This window comes from Chromobacterium sp. CCUG 30098 (assembly GCF_059916605.1).
This window is the reverse complement of record NZ_JAUCGS010000004.1, coordinates 99,035-121,308: the sequence shown is the minus strand read 5'-3', so window position 1 is coordinate 121,308 and position 22,274 is coordinate 99,035. Positions and strand designations below refer to the sequence as shown.

At 65.7% G+C, this 22,274-nt stretch carries 23 protein-coding genes; 16 read left to right on the top strand and 7 right to left on the bottom strand.

The annotated features are described in order from the left end of the window. Nucleotides 1-231: 231 nt before the first annotated feature. The 5 genes from QUG03_RS10895 to QUG03_RS10875 all read right to left on the bottom strand — a co-directional run bounded on the left by QUG03_RS10895 (nt 232) and on the right by QUG03_RS10875 (nt 5,822). Nucleotides 232-2,193 (bottom strand): bifunctional 5-dehydro-2-deoxygluconokinase/5-dehydro-2-deoxyphosphogluconate aldolase, encoded by a 1,962-nt coding sequence (locus QUG03_RS10895; RefSeq protein WP_500819982.1) that lies wholly within the window; start codon nt 2,191-2,193, stop codon nt 232-234. Between the two features lie 329 nt (nt 2,194-2,522). Continuing rightward, on the bottom strand, nt 2,523-3,317 hold the full coding sequence (locus QUG03_RS10890; protein ID WP_486635573.1) for an ATP-binding cassette domain-containing protein: 795 nt from the start codon (nt 3,315-3,317) through the stop codon (nt 2,523-2,525). Further along, nucleotides 3,304-3,573: a hypothetical protein gene (locus QUG03_RS10885; protein WP_500819981.1), complete on the bottom strand. Its 270-nt coding sequence runs from the start codon at nt 3,571-3,573 to the stop codon at nt 3,304-3,306. The genes QUG03_RS10890 and QUG03_RS10885 overlap by 14 nt, the downstream gene beginning before the upstream one ends. Beyond that, nucleotides 3,570-4,715, bottom strand: coding sequence for an ABC transporter permease (locus QUG03_RS10880; RefSeq protein WP_082150805.1), 1,146 nt, complete (start codon nt 4,713-4,715; stop codon nt 3,570-3,572). The genes QUG03_RS10885 and QUG03_RS10880 overlap by 4 nt, the downstream gene beginning before the upstream one ends. Nucleotides 4,716-4,778: 63 nt before the next feature. Beyond that, nucleotides 4,779-5,822 carry a sugar ABC transporter substrate-binding protein gene (locus QUG03_RS10875; protein ID WP_253313953.1) on the bottom strand — a complete coding sequence of 348 codons (1,044 nt, stop codon included), beginning with the start codon at nt 5,820-5,822 and terminating at the stop codon, nt 4,779-4,781. Nucleotides 5,823-6,027: 205 nt separating this feature from the next. On the opposite strand from QUG03_RS10875, the gene QUG03_RS10870 reads away from it, so the two are divergent. From QUG03_RS10870 to glpQ, 4 genes are all read left to right on the top strand, one after another. Then, nucleotides 6,028-6,894: a MurR/RpiR family transcriptional regulator gene (locus tag QUG03_RS10870; RefSeq protein WP_235087486.1), complete on the top strand. Its 867-nt coding sequence runs from the start codon at nt 6,028-6,030 to the stop codon at nt 6,892-6,894. After that, nucleotides 6,884-7,882, top strand: a complete 999-nt coding sequence (iolG, locus tag QUG03_RS10865; protein ID WP_500819980.1) for an inositol 2-dehydrogenase — start codon at nt 6,884-6,886, stop codon at nt 7,880-7,882. The genes QUG03_RS10870 and iolG overlap by 11 nt, the downstream gene beginning before the upstream one ends. A 161-nt stretch (nt 7,883-8,043) precedes the next feature. Beyond that, complete coding sequence (locus tag QUG03_RS10860; RefSeq protein WP_235087481.1) at nt 8,044-9,060, top strand: Gfo/Idh/MocA family oxidoreductase; 1,017 nt, start codon at nt 8,044-8,046, stop codon at nt 9,058-9,060. A 267-nt stretch (nt 9,061-9,327) separates the two neighbouring features. Next, a complete protein-coding gene (glpQ, locus tag QUG03_RS10855; RefSeq protein ID WP_500819979.1) occupies nt 9,328-10,404 on the top strand; it encodes a glycerophosphodiester phosphodiesterase in 1,077 nt (358 codons plus the stop codon). Nucleotides 10,405-10,427: 23 nt separating this feature from the next. Here glpQ and QUG03_RS10850 read toward each other — a convergent pair whose 3' ends face one another. Further along, complete coding sequence (locus QUG03_RS10850) at nt 10,428-10,877, bottom strand: GFA family protein (protein ID WP_500819977.1); 450 nt, start codon at nt 10,875-10,877, stop codon at nt 10,428-10,430. Nucleotides 10,878-11,022: 145 nt separating this feature from the next. Here QUG03_RS10850 and QUG03_RS10845 point away from each other — a divergent pair, with 145 nt between their 5' ends. The 3 genes from QUG03_RS10845 (at nt 11,023) to dcuC (ending at nt 13,877) form a co-directional block, all read left to right on the top strand. Further along, nucleotides 11,023-11,649: a DUF5610 domain-containing protein gene (locus tag QUG03_RS10845; protein WP_259042563.1), complete on the top strand. Its 627-nt coding sequence runs from the start codon at nt 11,023-11,025 to the stop codon at nt 11,647-11,649. A 178-nt stretch (nt 11,650-11,827) separates the two neighbouring features. Next, nucleotides 11,828-12,349, top strand: a complete 522-nt coding sequence (locus tag QUG03_RS10840) for a DUF5610 domain-containing protein (protein ID WP_500819975.1) — start codon at nt 11,828-11,830, stop codon at nt 12,347-12,349. A gap of 178 nt (nt 12,350-12,527) precedes the next feature. Next, nucleotides 12,528-13,877 carry an anaerobic C4-dicarboxylate transporter DcuC gene (gene dcuC / locus QUG03_RS10835; protein ID WP_500819974.1) on the top strand — a complete coding sequence of 450 codons (1,350 nt, stop codon included), beginning with the start codon at nt 12,528-12,530 and terminating at the stop codon, nt 13,875-13,877. A gap of 276 nt (nt 13,878-14,153) precedes the next feature. Here dcuC and QUG03_RS10830 read toward each other — a convergent pair whose 3' ends face one another. Further along, complete coding sequence (locus QUG03_RS10830) at nt 14,154-15,266, bottom strand: M35 family metalloendopeptidase (RefSeq protein WP_253313955.1); 1,113 nt, start codon at nt 15,264-15,266, stop codon at nt 14,154-14,156. A 362-nt stretch (nt 15,267-15,628) separates the two neighbouring features. Between QUG03_RS10830 and queC the strand changes: the two genes are divergently transcribed. The 9 genes from queC (at nt 15,629) to serB (ending at nt 22,273) form a co-directional block, all read left to right on the top strand. Next, the gene (gene queC / locus QUG03_RS10825) at nt 15,629-16,327 is read left to right on the top strand and encodes a 7-cyano-7-deazaguanine synthase QueC (RefSeq protein ID WP_500819973.1); all 699 of its coding nucleotides are present in this window, start codon (nt 15,629-15,631) and stop codon (nt 16,325-16,327) included. Nucleotide 16,328: 1 nt separating this feature from the next. Next, entirely contained in the window at nt 16,329-17,348 is a 1,020-nt protein-coding gene (locus QUG03_RS10820; RefSeq protein WP_500819972.1) for a 6-pyruvoyl trahydropterin synthase family protein, read from the top strand. Between the two features lie 185 nt (nt 17,349-17,533). Further along, nucleotides 17,534-18,169, top strand: a complete 636-nt coding sequence (queE, locus tag QUG03_RS10815; RefSeq protein WP_233246717.1) for a 7-carboxy-7-deazaguanine synthase — start codon at nt 17,534-17,536, stop codon at nt 18,167-18,169. Between the two features lie 293 nt (nt 18,170-18,462). Beyond that, a complete protein-coding gene (locus QUG03_RS10810) occupies nt 18,463-18,723 on the top strand; it encodes a BufA1 family periplasmic bufferin-type metallophore (RefSeq protein WP_107800082.1) in 261 nt (86 codons plus the stop codon). Between the two features lie 163 nt (nt 18,724-18,886). After that, nucleotides 18,887-19,162, top strand: a complete 276-nt coding sequence (locus QUG03_RS10805; protein WP_107800083.1) for a BufA1 family periplasmic bufferin-type metallophore — start codon at nt 18,887-18,889, stop codon at nt 19,160-19,162. A 46-nt stretch (nt 19,163-19,208) separates the two neighbouring features. Further along, nucleotides 19,209-20,036: an MNIO family bufferin maturase gene (gene bufB / locus QUG03_RS10800; protein WP_500819971.1), complete on the top strand. Its 828-nt coding sequence runs from the start codon at nt 19,209-19,211 to the stop codon at nt 20,034-20,036. Then, nucleotides 20,023-20,772 (top strand): HvfC/BufC family peptide modification chaperone, encoded by a 750-nt coding sequence (locus QUG03_RS10795; RefSeq protein ID WP_500819970.1) that lies wholly within the window; start codon nt 20,023-20,025, stop codon nt 20,770-20,772. The genes bufB and QUG03_RS10795 overlap by 14 nt, the downstream gene beginning before the upstream one ends. 121 nt (nt 20,773-20,893) lie before the next feature. Next, nucleotides 20,894-21,364 carry a DoxX family membrane protein gene (locus QUG03_RS10790; protein WP_500819969.1) on the top strand — a complete coding sequence of 157 codons (471 nt, stop codon included), beginning with the start codon at nt 20,894-20,896 and terminating at the stop codon, nt 21,362-21,364. A 60-nt stretch (nt 21,365-21,424) separates the two neighbouring features. Continuing rightward, a complete protein-coding gene (serB, locus tag QUG03_RS10785; protein ID WP_107801900.1) occupies nt 21,425-22,273 on the top strand; it encodes a phosphoserine phosphatase SerB in 849 nt (282 codons plus the stop codon). The last annotated feature ends 1 nt before the right edge of the window (nt 22,274 follow it).

Below are 22,274 nucleotides of genomic sequence, written 5' to 3'. Positions count from 1 at the left end.
TGTCCTTCCGTGTGTTTCCGTGGCTCAAAACCCAAAACGCCAACCGCGAAACCCACGAAACAGCACGCAAGCTACGTTTGTATCTACGCTGTCTTTTTCCGTGTCCTTCCGTGTGTTTCCGTGGCTCAAAACCCAAAACGCAAACCGCGAAACCCACGAGACAGCACGCAAGCCACGTTTGTATCTACGCTGTCTTTTTCCGTGTCCTTCCGTGTGTTTCCGTGGCAAGAATTAGTCGGCGTTTTTCCGTGGATGTTGTGACTCAAGCGCCAACGCCCTCTCCTCGCGCCACACCGCCACCAGCTCGGCGAATCGCGCGCCGGCCTCGGCCACCAGGCCGGCGTCGTCGATCTCGCCGGCCAGCCAGCGTTCGGCCGGCCGCTGGAACAGGCTGCGCCCCACCATGAAGCCGCGGCAGCTGCGGCTGGCGCGCGCGGCGGCGAAGCCCTGGCGCAGCGCGTCCAAGGGCGCGTTCAGCCCCAGCAGCACCACGCCGCGGCAATAGGGATCGCGCTCGGCGATCAGCGCATCCAGCGCCGGCCATTGCGCGGCGGCGGGCGGCTCCAGCTTCCACCAGTCTGGATAAACGCCCAGGTTGTACAGGCGCTTGAGCGCGCGGTAGACGGTGTCGGCGGCGCGCGGCAAATCCTTGGACGGGATGATTTCCAGCAGCAGCTCGTGACCGCTGGCCTGGGCGGCGTCGTAGAGCGCGCGGACCTGCGCCTCCTGTTCCAGCCGGTTGTCCAGCTCATCGTCCGGGTGGTACTGGACCAGGCATTTGATCACCTGCTCGCGCGGCCAGGCGTTCAAGGCGCCGGCCATCGCGCGGCCTTGCTCGAACACCAGCGGATTGGAGCCGGGCAGCTCCACCGGCCGGCCCACCCACCAGCCGCGGCCGGTGGCGGCGGACAGCGCGTCGGCGCCGTAGCGCTCGTCGATCAACACCCCCACCCGCCCGTGCAGATTCAGCCGCTGCTCGACGTCGGCCACCGCTTGCACCAGCAGTTGCTTCAAACGCGGCAGCCGCGCCTCGTCCGCGCCCGCCGCGCGCGCCAGTTCGAAGAACTGGCTGCGGTGGTCGAAGGCGAACACGCACAATTCGTCCCAGCGCGGCCGCGCCGCGCTGACCCGATGCAGCCGGCTCAAGGCCGCGTCCTCGCCCGGCCGCCGCATCGGCGCGGCGAGAAAGCGCTCCAGCTCGGCCGGGGTCGGCATCGCCGGCGCGCAGCCGTGGCGCGACACCACCAGCGCGCCGCAGGCGTTGGCGCGGCGGCAGCATTCAGCGTAGTCGCCGCCGCGCAGCCAGGCGGACAGGAAGCCGGCCAGGAAGGCGTCGCCGGCGCCCAGCACGTTCATCACCTCCACTGGCGCGCCGGCCACGCTGAAGGCGTCCTCGATGCGCGCCGGCACCGCGTCGGGAATCACCGCGCAGCCCAGCGGGCCCAGCTTGACCACCAGCACCGCCCGGCTCAGCGCGCGCACCCGGGCCAAGGCCGGCATCAGCTCGGTCGCGCCGCCGGCGATCAGGAACTCCTCCTCGGTGCCGACGATGAGGTCGAACTCGGGGAGCAGGCTCTGCAAATGAGCGCTGACCTCCTCGCTGGCGATGTAGCGGGTTTCGCCGTCGCCGCGGCTGGCCAGGCCCCACAGCACCGGCCGGTAATCGATGTCCAGTACCGTGCGCGCGTCGTGGCGGCGCGCGTATTGCAGCGCGCGGCGGCTGGCCGCCTCCACCCCGGGCCGGGACAGATGGGTGCCGGTGATCAGCAAGGCCTGGCTGCCGGCGATGAAGTCCTCGTCGATGTCCTCAACGCCGAGCGCCATGTCGGCGCAGTTTTCGCGGTAGAACAGCAGAGGAAAGGTGTCGCGGTCCTTGATGCCCAGCAGGGTCAGGGCGGTCAGCCGCTCCGGGTCCACCCTCACCTGGCTGACGTCGCAGCCTTCGGCGCTCAGGGTCTTGAGCAGGAAGCGTCCCATCTGCTCGTCGCCGACGCGGGACAGCATCGCCGATTTCAAACCCAGCCGGGCCGCGCCGAAGGCGATGTTGGCGGAGGAGCCGCCCAGGTATTTGGCGAAGCTGGCCGCGTCTTCCAGCGGCGCGCCCAGCTGCTGCGCGTACAGGTCCACCGCCAGCCGGCCCAGGCAGACCAGGTCGCGGTCGCGGCCGCTGGCGAAACGGGTGGTGTTTTGCATTCATCCTCCTTCGAAAGCTTGATTGGCCACGGAATACATAAAGAGACATCAGCAGGCATTTTTAGCCACGGAAACACACGGAAATACACTGACAAACCCAACAAAACCTTGGTGGTTCTTTAACTTGGGGGTCGTAGTTGGCGCTATTCGTTTTCCGCTTTTTTCCGTGTGCTTCCGTGTATTTCCGTGGCTCAAAATCCAAAACGCCAACCACGAAACCCACGAGACAGCACGCAAGCCACGTTTGTATCCACGCTGTCTTTTTCCGTGTCCTTCCGTGTGTTTCCGTGGCTAAAAATGGTTTCGCGGATTTCGTGGCGATACCGTTGTTAGATATGGACGCCGTCCAGCTCGGCCATCAGTTTCTGCATTTCCGCGCCGCCGGCCATCATGTCCAGCACCTCTTCCTTGCTGACCGCGTCCTTGGCGTAAGTGCCGAGCGAGCGGCCGCGATTGAGCAGGGTGAAGCGGTCGCCTATCGGGTAAGCGTGGTTGACGTTGTGGGTGATGAAGATCACCGAGATGCCCTTGTCGCGCGCCTTGGAAATCAGCTTGAGCACATTGACGCTCTGCTTGACGCCCAGCGCGGCGGTGGGCTCGTCCAGGATCAGCACCCGCGCGCCGAAGTAAATGGCGCGGGCGATGGCCAGGCATTGCTTCTCGCCGCCGGACAGGGTGCCTATCGCCTGATGCGGGTCGCGGATATGGATGCCCATTTCCGCCAGCTTGTCGCGCGCCACCTCGCCGGCTAGTTCCAGATCCAGCACCGGCAGCAGACCCAGCCATTTCTTCATCGGCTCGCGGCCCAGGAAGAAATTGCGCGCCACCGACATCAGCGGCACCAGGGCCAGGTCCTGGTAAACGGTGGCGATGCCCTGGTCTAGCGCCTGGCGCGGCGAGTCGAAGCGCACCGGCTGTCCGTCCACCCGGTATTCGCCGCCGCTGGGCCGGTGCACGCCGGCCAGGGTCTTGATCAGCGTGGATTTGCCGGCGCCGTTGTCGCCCAGCAAGCAATGCACCTCGCCGCGGCGCAGTTGCAGATCCACCTGCTGCAAGGCGATCACCGAACCGAAGGTCTTGCTGACCTGATCCAGCTCCAGGATGTAGTCGTCACACGGTTTCATCTTCGACTCCTTGCGGCCCGCGGCCGGGAAGGTTCAGCGCAACGGCCGCGGCAAGGCGCGCCGACGCGGGCAGTGCATTGAGTACGGCAAGGAAGCGCAAGGCCGCCACATCGTTTTGCCGGCTCGACCTCTGCCCGTCACGGCCGGAAAAATCCAGCGCAGCGGCTGCGGCAAGGCGCGCCGACGCGGACAGTACATTGAGTACGGCAAGGAGGCGCAACGCGGCCGCAGGGATTTTGCCGGTCGTGACCATCATTTGGCCTCCGTCACGCGGCGTCGGACATAGTGATTGAACAACACCGCCATCAGCAGCATCAGGCCGAGGAAAACGCGGAACCAGTCGGAATTGATATTGGTGTAGGTGATGCCGATCTGCACCACGCCGAAGATCAGCGCGCCAAAGCAGGCGCCCACCACCGAGCCGTAGCCGCCGGTGAGCAGACAGCCGCCTATCACCGCGGCGATGATGGCCTCGAACTCCTTTTGCAGGCCGCGGTCGGCGGCGGCGGAGCCCACATCGCACACTTGCAGCACCGCGAACAGGCAGGCGCAGAAGGCGGTGAACATGAACAGGCCTATCTTCACCTGCTTGACCGGCACCCCCACGTTCTTGGCGGCGTTGGCGTCGCCGCCGGCGGCGAAGATCCAGTTGCCGATCCGGGTGCGCGCCAGCACGAAGGCCGCGATCGCCGCCAGCGCCAGCCACCACAGCAGCACCTTGGGCACGCCGGCCGCCGCCGCGCCGCCGTCCGGCAAGGAAGCGATGGCGCCGATGCCGGCCAGCCAGTGGAACAGGCCGGCGCCGACATGGCCGACGAACAGCCATTGCGCCAGCGGGTCCGCCGCCGCCAGATCGCCGACGCCGCTGACGATGGTGCGGTTGGCGAACAGAATGGACAGCGCCAGCGTCAGGCCGCGCAGGATGAACAGAAAAGCCAGGGTGACGATGAAGGACGGCAGCCGGGTCTTGAGCACCAGATAGCCGTTGAGCCAGCCCACCGCCAGCGAACCGGCGAAGGCGAACAGGACGGCCAGCCAGAACGGCCAGCCGAAGTACAGCGGCGGGATCGCCACCATCATGCCGGCGAAGCCTATCATCGAGCCCAGGCTCAGATCGAACTCGCCGGCTATCATCAGCAGGCAGGCGCCGATGGCGATGATGCCGAGATAGGCCGCCACCTGCGACCAGTTGACGATGCCGTCCACGGCGAACATGCCGGAACCGCCGGCGCCGACGCCGAACACCGCGAACACCAGCGCCGCGCCGGCCACGGCGGCGAATTCCGGCCGTCCCATCAGCCGGTCGAACAGCGACAGCCGCCGCACTCTTTCATCATCGCCGGGCGGCGCCATGCGGATGCCCGCGGCCTTGCCCGGGCTGGCCTTGCTCATGCTCATAGCTATGCTCCTCGCCCCGCAGCCGTCGCGGCGCCGGGCGTCAGATCCATCGGGAAACGGCGGTCAGCGGAATTGCCCGGCGTACTTCTCCACCTTGGCGATATTGTCCTTGGTGACGAAGCCGGGGCCGGAGTTGATGTGACGGCCCTTGTAGAGGGGGGCCAGCCCGTACTCCCTCAGCCGGGCCTGGAATTTGGGATTGGCCTTGAGCGCCGCTTCCACCTTGACCGGGTCCGCGGTCTTGTCGCGTTTCATGATGGCCAGCGCCGCCACCGGGATATAGCCCTGCAGATAGGGTTGCTGGTCGATGGCGAACTTGATGGTGCCGTCCTTGATCGCCTTGGAAATGTCCTCGGACAGGTCGAAGGTGGCGAAGTAGAGCTTGCCGGCCAGGCCCATCTTCTTCACCGCCTTGATCGCCGGGCTGGCCGAGGTCGGCCCCAGCGTCAGCAGCGCCTGGGTGCCGGGATTGTTGCGCAGATAGGCGCTGACCTTGCTTTCGATGCCGGTGGGGTCGTCGCCGGCGTCCAGCGTGGATTTGCGCACATCGGCGCCGATGGCGTCGGCGAAGCCCTTGCAGCGCTCGAAGGAGGCCGGATTGGTGGCGTAGTGGTTGACGCAGAGGAAGCTCTTGATCCCGGCGGCCTTGGCCTGCTTGCCGGAATCGAAGCCGGCGTCGTACTCCGGCTGGCCGACGTGCAGCAAGGCACCCAGGCTTTCGCTTTGCTTGACGGTGCCGGAATTGATGGTGACCAGCGGAATCTTCTTGGCCACCACCTGGCCCAGCGGCCGCTTCAGCACATCGTAATCGGCGATGCTGGCGATCACGCCGTCGTAATTGCGCGCCGCCGCCTGCTCGATCAAGCGCGCCATATCGGCCAGGTCGCCATTGGGCGGATTGCGGTAATCCACCTGTACGTTGAAATCCTCGCCGGCCTGCTTGATGGCGTTCTTGATGGTGTTCCACCAGGCGTCGGAATCCGGCGCGTGGCTGACCAGCACGAAACGGGCATCGGCCGCCAAGGCCGGCTGGGCCAGCGCGCAGAGCGCCAGCGCCGCCGCGGGCAGTGCCCGCCTCCACTTACACTTCCAGGATCGCTGCTGCATCTCTCTCCTCCTTCTTCTCCGCCGGCCCATCGTGGGGCCCGCTATGGTGTCGGCCGCGGCCGCTGTCTGGCGTCGGGCGTGAAATCACCTTAAGAGCTTTCGCTCTATTCTGCAAATAATTTTCCAAATGTGTTTTTCAATAGAAAATTATTTTCGAACACAAGGACAAAACGTATACTGGTCAAAACCTTAGGAAAGCCCGCCCATGGCCAACACCGTCCCCGCTGAGGAATTGATGCAGCGCATCGCCGCCGAATACGACACGCTGAGCAAGCAGCTGAAAGTGATTGCCGGCTACGTGGAGCAGCACCGGGGCACGCTGATGCTGCAACGCATTACCGACATCGCCCAGGCTTGCGAGGTGCAGCCTTCGGCCATCGTCCGCTTCGCCCAGCGCTTCGGCTTTGCCGGCTTTTCCGATATGCAGGCCGTGTTCCGTGACGCATTTACGCCACAGGGCGCACCGCAGCCCAATTACCGCCAGCGCATTCAGAGCCTGATCGCCAGCCGCGACGAGCAGCGCTCCGCCGCCGGCATGACCCGGGACTTCATCGCCGCCTGCCAGCAAGGACTGCAGGAACTGGACGCCGCGCTGGACGAGGCGCAGCTGGAGGCGGCGGTGGAACTGCTGCTGAACGCCGACAACATCTACGTGACCGGGGTGCGGCGCATGTTTCCCATCGCCTCCTACATCGCCTACGCCTTGCAGCACACCGCCAAGAAAGTGCATCTGCTGTCCGGCCTGGGCGGCATGTTTCCGCAACAGATCCGCAGCATTGGAGAACAAGACGTGCTGATCGCCATCAGCTTCCAGCCCTATGGCAAGGAAAGCCGCTATTGCGCGCGGGTGGCGGCGCAGCACAAGGCCCGGCAATTGGTGATCACCGACAGCCAGCTCAGCCCGCTGGCGCGCGGGGCCGACGCGGTATTGACGGTCAGGGAAGGCTCGGCCTTCTCCTTCCGTTCGCTGACCAGCACCATCTGCCTGTGCCAGGCGCTGTTCATCGCGCTGGCCTGCCGGCTGGAGCTGAACATAGAAGAAACCAAGGAGACTGGAGGATATGATGATTGACGCAGCGCTGTTCGGAGCCGGCCGCATCGGCAAGATCCACGCCGCCAACCTAGCCCGCCTGCCGGGCATGCGGCTCAAATACGTGGTGGACAGCCACGCGCCGGCGGCGCGGGAGCTGGCCGCCGCCCACGGCGCCGAGGCCTGCGCCGCGGAACAAGCGCTGGACGATCCCGCGGTGCGCGCCGTGGTCATCGCCTCCAGCACCGACACCCACGCCGAGCTGATCCTGGCCGCCGCCGCGCGCGGCAAGGCCATCTTCTGCGAAAAACCGGTGGACCTGGAGCTGGAGCGCGCGCGCCAGTGCGCCCAGGCGGTGGCCGCGGCCGGCGTGCCCTGCCTGATCGGCTTCCAGCGCCGCTACGACCCCACCTTCGCCGCGCTCAAGGCCAGGCTGGCCGCCGACGAGATCGGCGCGCCGGAAATGCTGATCGTCACCAGCCGCGACCCCGGCGCGCCGCCGCTGGACTATATCCGCCGCTCCGGCGGCATCTTCAAGGACATGCTGATCCACGACTTCGACATCTGCCGCTGGATTCTGGACGACGAAGTCCTCAGCGTGCACGCCAGCGCCAGCGCGCTGAGCGACCCGGCCATCGCCGCCGCCGGCGACGCCGACAGCGCGGCGGTGACGCTGCGCACCCGCCAAGGCCGGCTGTGCCAGATCAACACCAGCCGCCGCGCCGCCTACGGCTACGACCAGCGCTTCGAAGTGCTGGGCAGCCGCGGCATGCTGCAGGCCGGCAATCACCGACCCACCGAGGTGATCGCCTACGGCGAGCGCGCCGTGGCCGCCGACCTGCCGGAGCCCTTCTTCCTGGAGCGCTACCGCCAGGCCTACGCCGCCGAGATGGCGCACTTTCTGGAGGTGATCCGCGACGGCGCCGCGCCGCGCACCACGGTGGAGGACGGCGTGCGCGCGCTGGAACTGGCCGACGCCGCCACCCGCTCCTGGCGCTCGGGTCAGGTCGTCGAATTGGATCAGGTCTAAGAGCCTGTTCACAATCTCGCGAGCAAGAGCGAGACAAGGCGTTGCGGCTGAGAAAGCGGAATGTACAAATGGTACATCAGCATTTCGAAGCGGTTTTCAACGCGGTATCGCCGCAGCGCAGCAGATCGTGAACAGGTTCCAACTCAACAGGGAGGCTTGTCATGTCAACATTAAACCTCGGCGTCGCCGGCCTGGGCCGGCTGGGCCGCCGCCACGCGCTCAATCTGCGCGAGCGCATCGTCGGCGCGCGCGTGATCGCCGTCTGCTCGCCGCTGCCGGAAGAACTGGACTGGGCGCGCCGGGAACTGCCCGACGCCGCCGGCCACGCGGCGCTGGAGGGCCTGCTGGCCGAACCGGGGCTGGACGCGGTCTTGCTGGCCACGCCCACCGCGCTGCACGCCGAGCAGATCATCGCCTGCCTAGACGCGGGCAAACACGTGTTCTGCGAAAAGCCGCTGGCGCTGAATCTGGAAGACTGCCTGCGAGTGGAGCGCGCCGCCGCCCGCCGCCCGGAACTCAAGGCCATGGTGGGTTTCGTGCGCCGCTTCGACCCCAGCTACCAGGACGCCGCCGCCAAGCTGGCGCAGGGCCTGGTGGGCCGGCCCTATCTGGTGCGCTCGCAGACTTGCGATCTCAACGACGACAGCGGCTTCTTCGTGCAATTCGCCCCCGCCAGCGGCGGCATCTTCATGGATTGCAGCATCCACGACATCGACCTGGCGCGCTGGCTGCTGGGCGCGCCGCGTCCGTTGCGGGTATGGGCCAGCGGCGTCAACGCGGTGCACGGCGCGCTGGCGCAATACGGCGACGTGGACAACGGCGTGGCGATGTGCGAGTTCGAGGACGGCAAGCTGGCCTGCTTCTACGCCTCGCGCACTCAGGCCCACGGCCACGAGACGCTGACCGAGATTTTCGCCACCCAGGGCCGGCTGAGCGTGGGCGCCAACCCGCGCGCCAACCGCGTGGAGATCAGCGACCGCCACGGCGTGCGCAATGAATGCGTGACGGATTTCTATCAGCGCTTCGCCGAAGCCTTCACGCTGGAGCTGCAGCACTTCGTCGACGCCGCGCGCCTGGATCTGCCGCTGGCCTTGAGCCTGGCCGACGCCCGCGAAGCCACCCGCATCGGCCTGGCCATCGCGGAGGCCTTGAGGACCCGGCAGGCGGTGGAGTTGTAGAACCTGTTTACGATCTGCTGCGCGTCGGCGATACGGCGTTGAAAACCGCTTGCCTCGCGGTCGCCGCAAAGGTGTGAGCACCTTCAAAACTACCGCGCCGGGGGGCTTGCCGCTGGCGCGGCGATACCCTATCGTCCTACTCCTTTCAGCCAAAACAAAACCATGGCGATGCCGATGAACTGGCCGGCTTTCATCACGCCGACATCCGCGCATCCGATCATGGCGTCGCGCCAACGCCCGTTGCGAACTCATATAAAAGGAGAACCCATGTCATTCGCTTGCAAACCCCTGCTCGCCGCCGTCGCGCTGGCCATCGGCCTGGCCGCGTCCGCCCAGGCCGCCGACAAGATCGTCATCGCCCACCGCGGCGCCAGCGGCTATCTGCCGGAACACACGCTGCCGTCCAAGGCGCTGGCCTACGCTCAGGGCGCGGACTACCTGGAACAGGATCTGGTGATGAGCAAGGACGACAGGCTGATCGTGCTGCACGACCATTACCTGGACCGCGTCACCGACGTGGCCGAACGCTTTCCCGAGCGCGCGCGCAAGGACGGCCGCTATTACGCGATCGACTTCACCCTGGCCGAGATCAAATCGCTGCGCTTCACCGAAGGCTTCGACATCGACAAGGGCGTCAAGCGTCAGAGCTACCCCGGCCGCTTCCCGATGGGCAAATCCGATTTCCGCATCCACACCTTTGAAGAGGAAATCGAATTCATCCAGGGCCTGAACCACTCCACCGGCCGCGACATCGGCATCTACCCGGAAATCAAGGCGCCGTGGTTCCACCGCCAGGAAGGCAAGGACATCACGGTGAAGGCGCTGGAAGTGCTCAAGCGCTACGGCTACACCGGCAAGAACGACAAGGTCTATCTGCAGTGCTTCGACTTCAACGAACTGAAGCGCATCAAGACCGAGCTGATGCCCAAGGCCGGCATGGACCTCAAGCTGGTGCAGCTGATCGCCTACACCGACTGGCAGGAAACCTTCGAGCAGAACGCCGCCGGCCAATGGGTGAACTACAGCTATGACTGGATGTTCCGTCCGGAAGGCATGAAGGAGATCGCCAAGTACGCCGACGGCATCGGCCCGCAGTACCCGATGCTGATAGACAAGACCTCGACGCCGGGCAAGATCAAGCTCACCGGCATGAGCCGCGCCGCGCACGCCAACGGCCTGGCGATCCACCCCTACACCTTGCGCAAGGACGCGCTGCCGGCCTACGCCAAGAATATGGACCAGTTGCTGGACGCGGTGTACAACCGCGCCCAGGTGGACGGCGCCTTCAGCGACTTCCCGGACCTGGCGGTGAACTTCCTGCGCGCTCGGAAGCAGCACCGCTAAGCCCGCCGTCGGGCCGGCGCGGGCTAGTCTTGCCCGGCGCCGGCCTCATCCACTTGCTCCCGCCACCACGCCGGCTTGCCGTCCGCGAAAGCATGGGCGGCCGGCGCCAGCTCGGGCGGGCGGCAATCGTCCAGCCCGCCCAGCAACAAGGCTATCGTCGGCGCGTCGTCAATCGCGCCGACGGAGCTGCCGCAACGCGCGCAGAAGGCCCGGCTGGAATACGCCGACGAACGATACACGGCGGGCGCGCCCCCCGGCCCGGTCCACTCGACGCGATCGCGCGGGAACTCCAGCCAGACCGCGCTCAGCGCCCCGGTGTGCCGCTGGCAGCTCTTGCAGGAACAGGCATGCGGATTGTCCGCCGGCGCGGCCGCCCGAAACCGGATCCAGCCGCACAGGCATCCCCCCTGATAATGCTTTGTCGTCACCGCCACCCCCATCTCCTCGCTCATTTCGCGCCAGCGCGGAATCAAGCCTCAAGTTTCCGCCGAGCGCGCCGAAAATATGGCCATACTGAGGGACTGGCATCCCTCCGCATTGTTGCGCCCATAGGCGCGACCAACCACAAGCATGCATGGCTTCCGTGCCTACACGCCCTTTATCGCTTAGGAGCGCAACATGTCCGTCAATCCCGTGAATAGCCAGGTCGGCGCCGACCTTCCGCTGAAACAAAGCGGCCAGAGCGGCGCCGCCGCGCAAACCGGCAGCAGCACCGTCACCGCGCGCAATCAATTGAACGCGCAGCTGGTGGCCAATCTGGACGTCTCCACCAACACCGACGGCAAATCGCTGTCCCTGCTCTACCGCACCGCGATCGACAGCATCAATCAGATCCTGTCCGACCAGCTGAACGCCAGCGGCGGCGGCGGCGCCGACGACGCGCAAGGCGCCCAGGGCGCGCAGCAAACGCCCAATATCCTGCAGCAGAAGTTGAGCGAGGACAATTCGCCGGAAGGCACCTCCCAGCGCATCCTGTCCGGCGCGCTCAGCTTCTTCAGCACCTACGCCAAGCAGCACCCGGAGCTGAGCCAGGAAGATCAGGCCAAGAATTTCGTCGACATCGTGCGCGGCGGCTTCGAAAAAGGCTATGCCGAGGCCGTGGACATCCTCAACGGCCTCAAGGTGTTCAACGGCAATATCGCCGACGAAATCAAGAAGACCCGAGATCTGGTCAACAAGGGCTTCGACGATTTCGTCGCCAGCATGAAGCCCCAGCAGCAGAGCGACGCCGCCGCCGCCAGTTGACGGCTATCGGCCCTTGAATAAATTTTTGTTTAAACTTCATAAAACGATAAATTAAAAATAAAGTTTCCGCCGGCCGTGCCGAAAATAGGGCATGGCCGGGGAAGCGAAACCGATACAGACCGCGTTTCCGGCCAAACGCCGCCAGCCAGACCGGCGGCACGCTCGCAAGGAGACCGTCATGCCCATCCTGCCCGTTACCCTGACCCAGGCCGGCCGCGCCGCCGGACACCAGCTCTCGCATCAGGAGCGCGGCGGCAAACAAGACCGCCAGCGCGAGCCCGCCGCCGCCGCCGTCCAACCCGCCGCCGACAGCCGCTTTTCCGCCGACAAGCAATTCCTGGACCTGTTCCACCACGCGGTGATGGACCCGCTCAGCTGCGCGCTGGACCTGCCGCTGATGGGCAAGGACCCGCTGACCGGCCTGGGCCTGGAACACAATCCCGGCTACGCGGCGGAACGGATCGTGCGCGACTTCTACCAGCTGTTCGCCCTCTACCGCCAGCAACACCCCAAGCAATCGCCGATGCAGCAGCTGTTCATCTTCCTGGCCGTCGCGCGGCAAAGCCTGGACTGCGGCTTCAATGAAACCCACCAGGTGCTGGAAAGCCTGAACATGCTGCACCTCGCCTACCACGAGCTGGTCTCGGCCAAGGAACAGGTGACGGTGGCGCTGATCAACTTCGGCCAGCCGCCGGTCTAGGCAACGATTCCGGCTCCAGCACGGAACGCGCCTCAGGCGCCTGTCCCTCTCTCCCTGCCCTCCCCTAAGCGCGGCCGAGCGCCGCGTTCTTGCCCCATATCAATTTTGATTCATCTAGAAATATGCTCATTCGTATTTTTTAGTAAATTATAATTTTGTTATTTACATTGAGCTGGATATGGAATTACTGATAGGCACGATAGTCACGCTGCTGGTGGGCCGGGCTATCTTCAAAGGCTACTCCGCCACCGGCGTGCTGATGCTGGGCGGCCTGGCGCTGTTGATCGCCACCGCCTTGCAAGGCATGCCGGTGCTGCCCAAAAACGTGGCCGCCACCGGCCACGCCGCCACGGACATCGCCGAGTTCGTCAAATCCCTGCTCAGCAGCCGCGCCGCGGACCTGGGCCTGATGGTGATGGCGCTGTGCGGCTTCGCCGGCTACATGACCCATATCGGCGCCAACGACATGGTGGTCAAGCTGGCCTCCAAGCCGCTCAGTCGCATCAAGTCGCCGTACGTGCTGATGGTGGCGGCCTACTTCGTCGCCTGCCTGCTGTCGCTGGCGGTGTCGTCCGCCACCGGCCTGGGCGTGCTGCTGATGGCCACCTTGTTCCCGCTGATGGTGAACATGGGCATCAGCCGCGGCGCGGCGGCGGCCATCTGCGCGTCGCCGGCGGCGCTGATCCTGTCGCCCACCTCCGGCGACGTGGTGATCGCCGCCCAGGCCTCGGGCATGCCCTTGATCGATTTCGCCTTCAAGACCACGCTGCCCATCTCGCTGCTGGCCATCGCCGGCATAGGCTGCGCCCACTTCTTCTGGCAACGCTATCTGGACCGCAAGGAAAACCTGCCGCTGACGCGCCAGGACGTGCACGAGATCGTCACCGACGCGCCGGCGCTGTACTGCCTGCTGCCGTTCACGCCCATCGCCGGCGTGCTGGTGTTCAACGGCAAGCTGACGCCGGAGCTGCATATCGTCACCGTGCTGATCCTGTGCATCGCCCTGGCCGCGCTGGTGGAATTCCTGCGCCATCGCCGCGCCGCGCCGGTGTTCGCCGGCCTGGAAGTGGCTTACAAGGGCATGGGCGACGCCTTCAGCAGCGTGGTGATGCTGATCGTGGCCGCCGGCGTGTTCGCCCACGGCTTGTCCGCGCTGGGCTTCATCAATCAGTTGATCGGCCTGGCGCAGTCCTTCGGCTCCGGCGCCATGGTCTTGATGCTGGTGCTGGTGGCGATCACCACGCTGGCGGCGCTGACCACCGGCTCCGGCAACGCGCCCTTCTACGCCTTCGTGGAACTGATCCCCAAACTGGCGGCCGAAGCCGGCATCAACCCGGCCTTCCTCGCCATCCCCATGCTGCAGGCGTCCAATCTGGGCCGCACCGTGTCGCCGGTGTCCGGCGTGGTGGTGGCCTGCGCCGGCATGGGCCAGGTGTCGCCGTTCGAGATCGTCAAGCGCACCTCGGTGCCGGTGATCGTCGGCCTGGTGATTGTGGTGCTGGGCACGCTGGCGCTGGTGCCGGCCTGAGAACCCGTTCAATGTCTGCTGCGCGTCGGCAGGATGGATGTAAGAAGCGCGTTGAAAACAGCTCCGAAATGCTCATGTACCGTATGTACATTCCGCCTCCTTAGCCGCAACGCCTTGTCTCGCCCTAGCTCGCGAGACTTTGAACAGGCTCTGAGAACCCGTTTCCGATCTGCTGCGCTTCAGCCATAAGGCGTTTGAAGCGCCGCCAAACCCGGTTCCCGCCGAAGAGAAAACGGCCGCCCTCAGGCGGCCGTTTCTCATGGCGCAAGGGAAAGCTTATTGCTGGGCCGGGGTGTTCTCGGCGAAGTATTCGTGGTTGTCGGCGTTGTTCAAGGCTTGGGTCGGATTGGTCTTCGCCAGGTTCTTGGCGCCCGCCTGGCCATAAACGTGGTCGTCGGTGCCCGCCACCACGGTGAAGTGGGACAACTCATGCACCAGGGTGCCACCCTTGGAGTCGGTGCCGCTGGTCGGCGCGTTCCAGAAGGCGCCGCACAGATAGATCTTGTACGGCTGCGCAGGATAGACGTAGGCGTAAGTGCCGGCCTGGGTGCAACCGCAATCGATGCTGATCGGCTTGGTGTCCAGCGCGTCCTTGATGCTGACGTAATGGGACTTGGCGGTGTTCCAGTTGGCCAGCGCGTACTTGCCGAACCACGTGGTGTAGCGCGGGGTGCCGGACGGAGAACCGGACAGATAGCTGACCGAATCGTTGGCCATATTGATGGCCGCGCTGACGCCGCCGTTGGTCTGGCTTTGCTGGGTCACCGAGCAATTGGCCGCGTAAGTGACGCTGGAAGCGGCCGCCTTGCGGCTGAGGATGGACCATTCGCGTTGCGCGTCCAGCGACTGTTTCAACAGCTTGCTGCTGCGGCCGGCCACCGACACGCTGGCGGTATTGGAGCTCAGCACTTCGTCGGCGGCGACGGCGGCGTCCGCGCCGGAGGCGATCTTGGCGTTCAGCTGCGGCGCGGCGCGGTTCAGCACGCGGGAGCTGGCCGCCTGGAAGCGCACGTCGAAACGGCCGCTTTTCGACATATCGTAGTAGTCGGACACCTTGACCTTGACGCTCAGCGAAGCGCCCGGCGCCAGCGCCACGGTATCCTTGATGGTGGGCACCGCCCGCTTGTAGCGCGGCCCCAGATAGCTGACCGGCTTGCCGTCGCGGCTGACCTCGAAAATCTGTTCCTGCAAATCCTGCCCCGGCACGTACCACTTGTAGATATGCAAGGTTTCCTTGCCGGTATTGCGGTAATTCAAGACCACCTCGACGTCCTGATCCGCCGCCACCGCGGCCTGCTGCTTGGCCACGCTCACTTGCAGATCATGCGCCTGGGCGAAGCCGCCCCCCAAAGCCATCACGAACAAGGCAATCGGCAACACTTTTTTCATTGATCTTCTCCTGGCGGAAACACCGGCCCCTCTGCCGCGCTTGTGGCCCGACAGCGCGTTGCCAGCCCTTCCAACCCCTTTGTCATCACGTGTTTATTAAAATGGATCGCAAACATATTTCGAATGCGAAAGTCATTAATTACATGACGAAGACATGATTTCAATCAAGAAAAGCGGCCTTGCCGACACGAAATCGGCGGCTGTCTGATTTTTGGCACGCTTCATAAAACAGCCTGTTCTAGGTTAAAGTAGCGGGTTGCCCTGCTTGGTGAGACCGATCCAGGCAGGCGACATGCCGGCAGGCCCGCGCCGCGCCCGGCTCCGCATCTCAACCTTCGACTGTTTATCGAATGGCGAACACAATGAATCAGACTCCTGAAAAGGCTCTGGTCGTCCTTTCCGGCGGCCAGGACTCCACCACCTGCCTGTATTGGGCCTTGCAGACCTTCGGCCGCGACAATGTCGAAGCCGTCACCTTCGACTACGGCCAGCGCCACCGCGTGGAGCTGGACTGCGCGCGCAAGATCGCCGCGCTCGCCGGCGTGCGCCAGACCGTGCTGCCCATCGACACCTTCGCCGCCATCGGCGGCAACGCGCTGACCGACGCCGACATCGCGCCGGAAGACGGCGCCCGCGACGACGACGCGCTGCCCAACACCTTCGTGCCCGGCCGCAACCTGATCTTCCTGACCTTCGCCGCCGCGCTGGCCTATACCCGCAGCGCGCGCCACCTGGTCGCCGGCGTCGCCCAGACCGACTATTCCGGCTATCCCGATTGCCGTGAAAACACCCTCAAGGCGCTGGAAGTGGCCTTGCGGCTGGGCATGGACAGCCGAGTGGAGCTGCACGCGCCGCTGATGTATCTGTCTAAGGCGGAAACCGTGGCTTTGGCGCAACAAGTCGGCGCGATGGACGCATTATCCTGGAGCCACACCTGTTATAACGGACAGGTGCCGCCCTGCGGCCATTGCGCGTCTTGCGAGTTGCGCGCCAAGGGTTTCGCCGAAGCCGGCGTGCCCGACCCGCTGATCGTCCGCTGCCAAACCCGCCAGGAGGACTGAGATGCACACCTCCAGCCTGATCGCCGGCGCCCGCTTCGAAGCCGCCCGGCAGGTGAGCGGCGCGTCCGACCTCACCGCGCGCCCGCATGGCCACAGCTTTCGCGTCATCGCCCGCGCCGACGCCCAATACCCGGCCCACGAGCGGCTGCAGGCGGCGCTGGACGCCGCCGTCGCGCCGCTGGACTACGCCGATCTGAACCGCCAACTGAGCCAATGCGACGATCTGGCGCTGGCCGCCCACCTCGCCGCCGCCCTGCCCTGCCCGGCGGCGCTGAGCCTGCAAAGCTCGCCGCAGCGCGGCGTGACGCTGGACGGCGACCTCGCGCTCAACTGGATACAGGTTCAGTTCGAGGCCGCCCATCAACTGCCCCATGTGCCGGCTGGCCATAAATGCGGCCGTCTGCACGGCCACGGTTTCGGCGTGCGTCTCGCCGCCGACGCCAGGCTCAGCGGCCATCCGCGGCTGGAGGCCACCTGGCGGCCCTTGTTCCAGGAACTCAATCACCGCTACCTCAACGACATCGCCGGCCTGGACAACCCCACCAGCGAGGTGCTGGCGCAATGGCTGCATCAGCGGCTGGCCGACACGCTGCCGGGCCTGGCCTGGGTGGAGGTGCGCGAAACCCATAGCGCCGGCAGCCAGTTCGACGGCCGGCGCTTCCGCATCTGGAAGGAACAGCGCTTTGAAAGCGCCCGGCCCTTCAACGACCAGGGCGCCTACACCGGCCACAGCTATCTGGTCCGGCTGATGCTCAGCGGCGAGCTGGACCAGGCCATGGGCTGGCTGCTGGACTTCGGCGACGTCAAGGACCGCTTCAAGCCCATCTACCGCCAGCTGGACCACAATCCGCTGGACCGGCTCAGCGGCGTACGCGGCGGCGACAGCGCCTCGGTGGCGGAGTGGGTGCACGCCCATCTGTCGCCGCTGGTGCCGGAACTGGCGCGCATCGATCTGATGGAGCAGGAGCTGCGCGGCGTGTCGCTGATGTTCCGCGACGATATGCGCTGGCCCCTGCTGTAAGAACCTGTTTACGATCTGCCGCGCGTCGGCGGGATGGATAGAAATGGGCGTTGAAACCAAGCTCAGTGCTCATGTACCACGTGTACATTCCGCTTTTTCGCTCGTTTTCGCCTTGTCTCGCCTTAGCTCGCAAGATCGTAAACACGTTCTAAGCCTGTCCCTTCATTACATTTAGAGAACGCGCTGTGACGACTTACACGGTCAAGGAAATCTTCTACACGCTGCAAGGCGAAGGCCGGCAGGCCGGCCGCGCCGCGGTGTTCTGCCGCTTCTCCGGCTGCAATCTATGGTCCGGCCGCGAGGAGGACCGCGCCAAGGCGGTCTGCCAATTCTGCGACACCGACTTCGTCGGCGTCGGCCCGGACGGCGGCAAATTCAAGAGCGCGGCGGCGCTGGCCGAGCGCATCGCCGCGGAATGGCCGGCCGGCGCCGGCGGCGCGCCCTATGTGGTGTGCACCGGCGGCGAGCCCTTGCTGCAACTGGACGCCGAGCTGATCGCCGAACTGCACCGGCTCGGCTTCGAGGTGGCGGTGGAAACCAACGGCACCGTGGCCGCGCCGCCGGGGCTGGACTGGATCTGCGTCAGCCCCAAGGCCGGCGCGGAACTGCTGCTGCAAAGCGGCGACGAACTGAAGCTGGTCTATCCGCAGGCGACGCAGACGCCGGAAAGCGTCGAACAGCTGGACTTCGACACCTTCTATCTGCAACCGATGGACGGCCCGAACCTCGCCGCCAACACCCGCGCCGCCATCGCCTACTGCATGGCCCATCCGCGCTGGCGGCTGTCGGTGCAGACACATAAAGTTACCAATATCCGCTGAACTTGCCGGGCCCTTCGGGGCCCAATCCTTATCCGCCTCCCTCGCCCCTTCGCTCCCCCCGCAAAAAAAATCGCGTTCCGCCGTAATGGAACCGCCTTGACGCCGACTTACCGGCAAGAAGGGCGGCCAGGCGGCGCGGTGAATCAAAAAATCGCATCTACAGTGTAAGAAGCCGGCAAGGCCCCCGACTCAATCCATGTCCGACCCGGTGAAAGCAAGGGCGGGAAACGCGGGCTCGTTTATAATCCGCACCATCAAGTTTCGGCCACAGGCCGTTAAACAGGAGAACCACCATGAGTACCAGCAAAACCCTGATCGCATCCGCTCTCGGCGCCGTCGTCGCCATCGGCGCGCTGGCATCCGCTCCGGCGGCCGCCGCCGACAAGGAAAAGTGCTACGGCATCGCCCAGGCAGGCAAGAACGACTGCGCGTCCGCCACCGGCGCCCACTCCTGCGCCGGCCAGGCCAAGACGGACAAGGACCCGGGCGACTGGAAATACGTGGCCAAGGGCAGCTGCGAGAAAATGGGCGGCAGCACCGCTCCCAAGAAGTAAGCCGGACCCGGCCGGAGCGCGGCCCTTGTCGCGCGCCGGCCGGAATCTGAACGAAATCTGAAAGAACGAATTTCAAATCCATGTAGTCTCAGCGAGGTTTGCCAAACGCCGGTCTTGGAGTCCGCTCACAAACCGGCCCGCACCCACCTCACAGGAGACTGACATGAACACCGCTCGCAAACTGCTCGCTTCCGCCGTCGGCGCCGTCATCGCGCTGGGCGTCGCCGCCTCGGCTCAGGCCGAAGATCCGCCTCAGCCCAAGGAAAAATGCTACGGCGTCACCCCGGCCGGCAAGAACGACTGCGCGTCCGCCGACGGCGCCCACTACTGCGCCGGCGAAGCCAAGGTGGACAACGATCCCAACGAGTGGCACAACGTGCCCAAGGGCACATGCGAGGGCCTGGGCGGCCGCACCACGCCGCCGCCGAAGCAATCCTAATCGCGCCGCCGGGCCCGCCCGGACGGGCGACCCGAGGTGAATGATGATGGAAACCAAGCTTCCCGCGGTGTGCGGCGTCGGCCTGCGCGCCCCGCATTACCGCGAAGCGCTGGACAGCCGCCCGGAGCTGGGCTGGGTGGAAGTGCACAGCGAGAACTTCTTCGACGGCGGCATGCCCTGGAGCATGCTGCGCGAAGTGGCCGCCTGTTGGCCGCTGTCGCTGCACGGCGTCGGCCTGGGCCTGGGCTCGGCCGCGCGCCCGGACCCGGCCCATCTGGCCTCGCTCAAGCGGCTGGTGGACGCCGTACAGCCGGCCGCGGTGTCGGAACACCTGTCCTTCAACCATTCCGAGCATCGTTTCGTCAACGATCTGCTGCCCATTCCCTATACCCGCGAATCGCTGGCGGTGATCGCCGGCCACGTCGCGGAAACCCAGGACGCGCTGGGCCGAGTCATCCTGCTGGAAAACCTGTCCAGCTATCTGGAGTTCCCCGGCAACGAGATGCACGAGGGCGAGTTCCTGGCCGAACTGGTGCGCCGCACCGGCTGCGGCATCCTGCTGGACATCAATAATCTCTACGTCAACCGCGTCAATCTGGGCGTGGACACCGACGCGGTGCTGGACGCGCTGCCGCCGGAGGCGATAGGCGAGATCCACCTGGCCGGCTACAGCGAACGCGAGGGCATGCTGGTGGACACCCACAGCCAGCCGGTGCACGACGGCGTCTGGCAGCTGTACCGCGAAGCCATCGCCCGGCTGGGCCCGCGGCCCACCTTGATCGAATGGGATCTGGAGATTCCGCCGCTGGCCACCTTGCGCGGCGAGGCCGCCAAGGCCCAGGCCATCCTGGAGGCCGCGTATGAACGGGTTTGATTGGCAGGCTGAACTGCTGGAACAGATCGCCGATCCGGCCCGCGCGGCGGAAGCGGCGCTGGCGCTGAACCCGGCCGGCCTCGCGGTCTACCGCAACAATTACCGGGTGGGGCTGATCGACACCCTGGCCTTCATCTACCCGGTCTGCCGCCAGCTGGTGGGCGAGGACTTCTTCACCGGCCTGGCCCGCGTCTTCATCAGCGGCCACCCCTCGCATAGCGGCAATCTGCATCTGTACGGCGCCGGTTTCGGCGACTTCGTCGCCGGCTTCGAACACGCCCGCGCGCTTCCCTATCTGGCGGACGTCGCGCGGCTGGAATGGCGGATCCACCGCGCCTATTACGCCGCCGACGCCGCGCCGGCCGACAGCGCCGCGCTGGCCGCCTTCCCGCAGCAACGCTGGGGCGAACTCAGGCTGCGGCCGCTGCCCGACGTCGCCGCCCTGCTCAGCCCCTGGCCGGCCGCGTCGATCTGGCTGGCCCACCAACGCCAGCCGGTGGAGCTGGACGTGGATCTGCACCGGCAGCCGGAGGCGACGCTGGTCTACCGCCTCCAGGGCCGGGTTCAGGTCGACATCGTCGGCCCCGGCCTGGCCGCGCTGCTGCAAGCCTTCCTCGACGGCGCGACGCTGGAAACCGCGGTGGAACAGGCGCTGGCCGCCGAAGCGGACTTCGACCTGCAAGCCGGCCTGCTGCGGCTGTTCCAGCAGCGTCTGATCCAAGACGTTACGCTGTAAACACGCTTAAACCCTGAGTGCGGAATCTCATCCAAGCTTGCGGGCATGGAGGGGATACGCACGCCCGCGGCTTGCCATGCGCCGCCGCTGAACCATACTCAACACACAGGAGACACCCGCCATGAACCCCTTGACCTGCTCCCGCCTCAACGCGCCCTACCGCTGGCTGATCCACGGCGGCGATCTGCTGCAACCGCTGCTCTTGCTGCTGTTCCGGCTGTGGATCGCCAATGTGTTCTTCAAATCCGGCCTGACCAAGATAGACGACTGGGACACCACCCTCCTGCTATTCACCGAGGAATACCACGTGCCGTTGCTGCCGCCCGCCGTCGCCGCGGCCTTGGCCACGGCCGGCGAACTGGGGCTGTCCGCGCTACTGGCGCTGGGCCTGGGCGCGCGCTTCGCCGCCGCCGGCCTGTTCATCCTCAACGCGGTGGCGGTGATCAGCTATCCGGGGCTGACCGAGGCCACCCGCGAATTCCATTACTACTGGGGCATGCTGATCGCCGCCGTGTTCGCCTTCGGCCCCGGCCTGCTGTCCCTGGACGCGCCGCTGCGGCGCTGGAGCCGGTGCCATGCGGCGCAGGACTGAACCGGCGGCCGGCGCGGCGTGGCATAATGCCCGTTCCGACACGCATTGACCCGCCACGCCATGAGCCTCGCCTACACCCTGGTGATCCAAGCCGACGCGCTGGACCCGCATCATCTGCATGAACTGGCCCACCTCGCCGAGGCCACCCATATGGACCATCCCAGTCCAAACGTGGCGCGCCTGCGCGGCGCGGCGCCGGCGCAACGGACCGCGGCGCTGGCCTTGTGCGAGCAATGGGGCTACGACGGCGCCTATGTCGAAGCCGGCCGCAGCTTCGCCGATTTCGGCCTGCTGGTGTCGGATATGGACTCCACGCTGATCACCATCGAATGCATAGACGAAATCGCCGACATGAACGGTCTCAAGCCACAGGTGGCGGCCATCACCGAGCGCTCGATGCATGGCGAACTGGACTTCGCCGCCTCGCTGACGGAGCGGGTGGCGCTGCTGCGCGGGCTGCCGGAAAGCGCGCTGGAACAGGTCTATCGTGAAAGAGTCAGGCTGATGCCGGGCGCCGAGGCCTTGCTGGCCGCCTGCAAACGCCACGGCGTCAAATTCATGTTGGTGTCCGGCGGCTTCACCTTCTTCACCGACAGACTGAAAGCCGAGCTGGGCCTGGACTTCGCCTTCGCCAATCAGTTGGAAGTGGAAAACGGCGTCTTGACCGGCCGGGTGCGCGGCCCCATCGTCGACGCCGCCGCCAAGAAGCGCTTGCTGATCCAGCAGCGCGAGGCGCTGGGACTGAAACCGGAACAGGTGCTGGCGATGGGCGACGGCGCCAACGACTTGCAGATGCTGGCCGAAGCCGGCGTCGGCATCGCCGTGCACGCCAAGCCGGTGGTGCGCGCCCAGGCCGACATCGCCGTCAACCACGGCGGCCTGGACCGCATCCTGAACCTGTATCACTGAA

Bases quoted from the DNA above. Each gene is read 5' to 3' on its own strand.
- QUG03_RS10820 (WP_500819972.1), top strand. From the start codon at position 16,329: ATGCACACCTCCAGCCTGATCGCCGGCGCCCGCTTCGAAGCCGCCCGG.
- QUG03_RS10885 (WP_500819981.1), bottom strand. From the start codon at position 3,573: ATGATGGTCACGACCGGCAAAATCCCTGCGGCCGCGTTGCGCCTCCTT.
- QUG03_RS10790 (WP_500819969.1), top strand. From the start codon at position 20,894: ATGAACCCCTTGACCTGCTCCCGCCTCAACGCGCCCTACCGCTGGCTG.
- QUG03_RS10870 (WP_235087486.1), top strand. From the start codon at position 6,028: ATGGCCAACACCGTCCCCGCTGAGGAATTGATGCAGCGCATCGCCGCC.
- QUG03_RS10795 (WP_500819970.1), top strand. From the start codon at position 20,023: ATGAACGGGTTTGATTGGCAGGCTGAACTGCTGGAACAGATCGCCGAT.
- QUG03_RS10860 (WP_235087481.1), top strand. From the start codon at position 8,044: ATGTCAACATTAAACCTCGGCGTCGCCGGCCTGGGCCGGCTGGGCCGC.
- QUG03_RS10840 (WP_500819975.1), top strand. From the start codon at position 11,828: ATGCCCATCCTGCCCGTTACCCTGACCCAGGCCGGCCGCGCCGCCGGA.
- QUG03_RS10875 (WP_253313953.1), bottom strand. From the start codon at position 5,822: ATGCAGCAGCGATCCTGGAAGTGTAAGTGGAGGCGGGCACTGCCCGCG.
- dcuC (WP_500819974.1), top strand. From the start codon at position 12,528: ATGGAATTACTGATAGGCACGATAGTCACGCTGCTGGTGGGCCGGGCT.
- bufB (WP_500819971.1), top strand. From the start codon at position 19,209: ATGGAAACCAAGCTTCCCGCGGTGTGCGGCGTCGGCCTGCGCGCCCCG.
- QUG03_RS10805 (WP_107800083.1), top strand. From the start codon at position 18,887: ATGAACACCGCTCGCAAACTGCTCGCTTCCGCCGTCGGCGCCGTCATC.
- QUG03_RS10880 (WP_082150805.1), bottom strand. From the start codon at position 4,715: ATGAGCATGAGCAAGGCCAGCCCGGGCAAGGCCGCGGGCATCCGCATG.
- queC (WP_500819973.1), top strand. From the start codon at position 15,629: ATGAATCAGACTCCTGAAAAGGCTCTGGTCGTCCTTTCCGGCGGCCAG.
- QUG03_RS10845 (WP_259042563.1), top strand. From the start codon at position 11,023: ATGTCCGTCAATCCCGTGAATAGCCAGGTCGGCGCCGACCTTCCGCTG.
- serB (WP_107801900.1), top strand. From the start codon at position 21,425: ATGAGCCTCGCCTACACCCTGGTGATCCAAGCCGACGCGCTGGACCCG.
- QUG03_RS10890 (WP_486635573.1), bottom strand. From the start codon at position 3,317: ATGAAACCGTGTGACGACTACATCCTGGAGCTGGATCAGGTCAGCAAG.
- iolG (WP_500819980.1), top strand. From the start codon at position 6,884: ATGATGATTGACGCAGCGCTGTTCGGAGCCGGCCGCATCGGCAAGATC.
- glpQ (WP_500819979.1), top strand. From the start codon at position 9,328: ATGTCATTCGCTTGCAAACCCCTGCTCGCCGCCGTCGCGCTGGCCATC.
- QUG03_RS10895 (WP_500819982.1), bottom strand. From the start codon at position 2,193: ATGCAAAACACCACCCGTTTCGCCAGCGGCCGCGACCGCGACCTGGTC.
- QUG03_RS10810 (WP_107800082.1), top strand. From the start codon at position 18,463: ATGAGTACCAGCAAAACCCTGATCGCATCCGCTCTCGGCGCCGTCGTC.
- QUG03_RS10830 (WP_253313955.1), bottom strand. From the start codon at position 15,266: ATGAAAAAAGTGTTGCCGATTGCCTTGTTCGTGATGGCTTTGGGGGGC.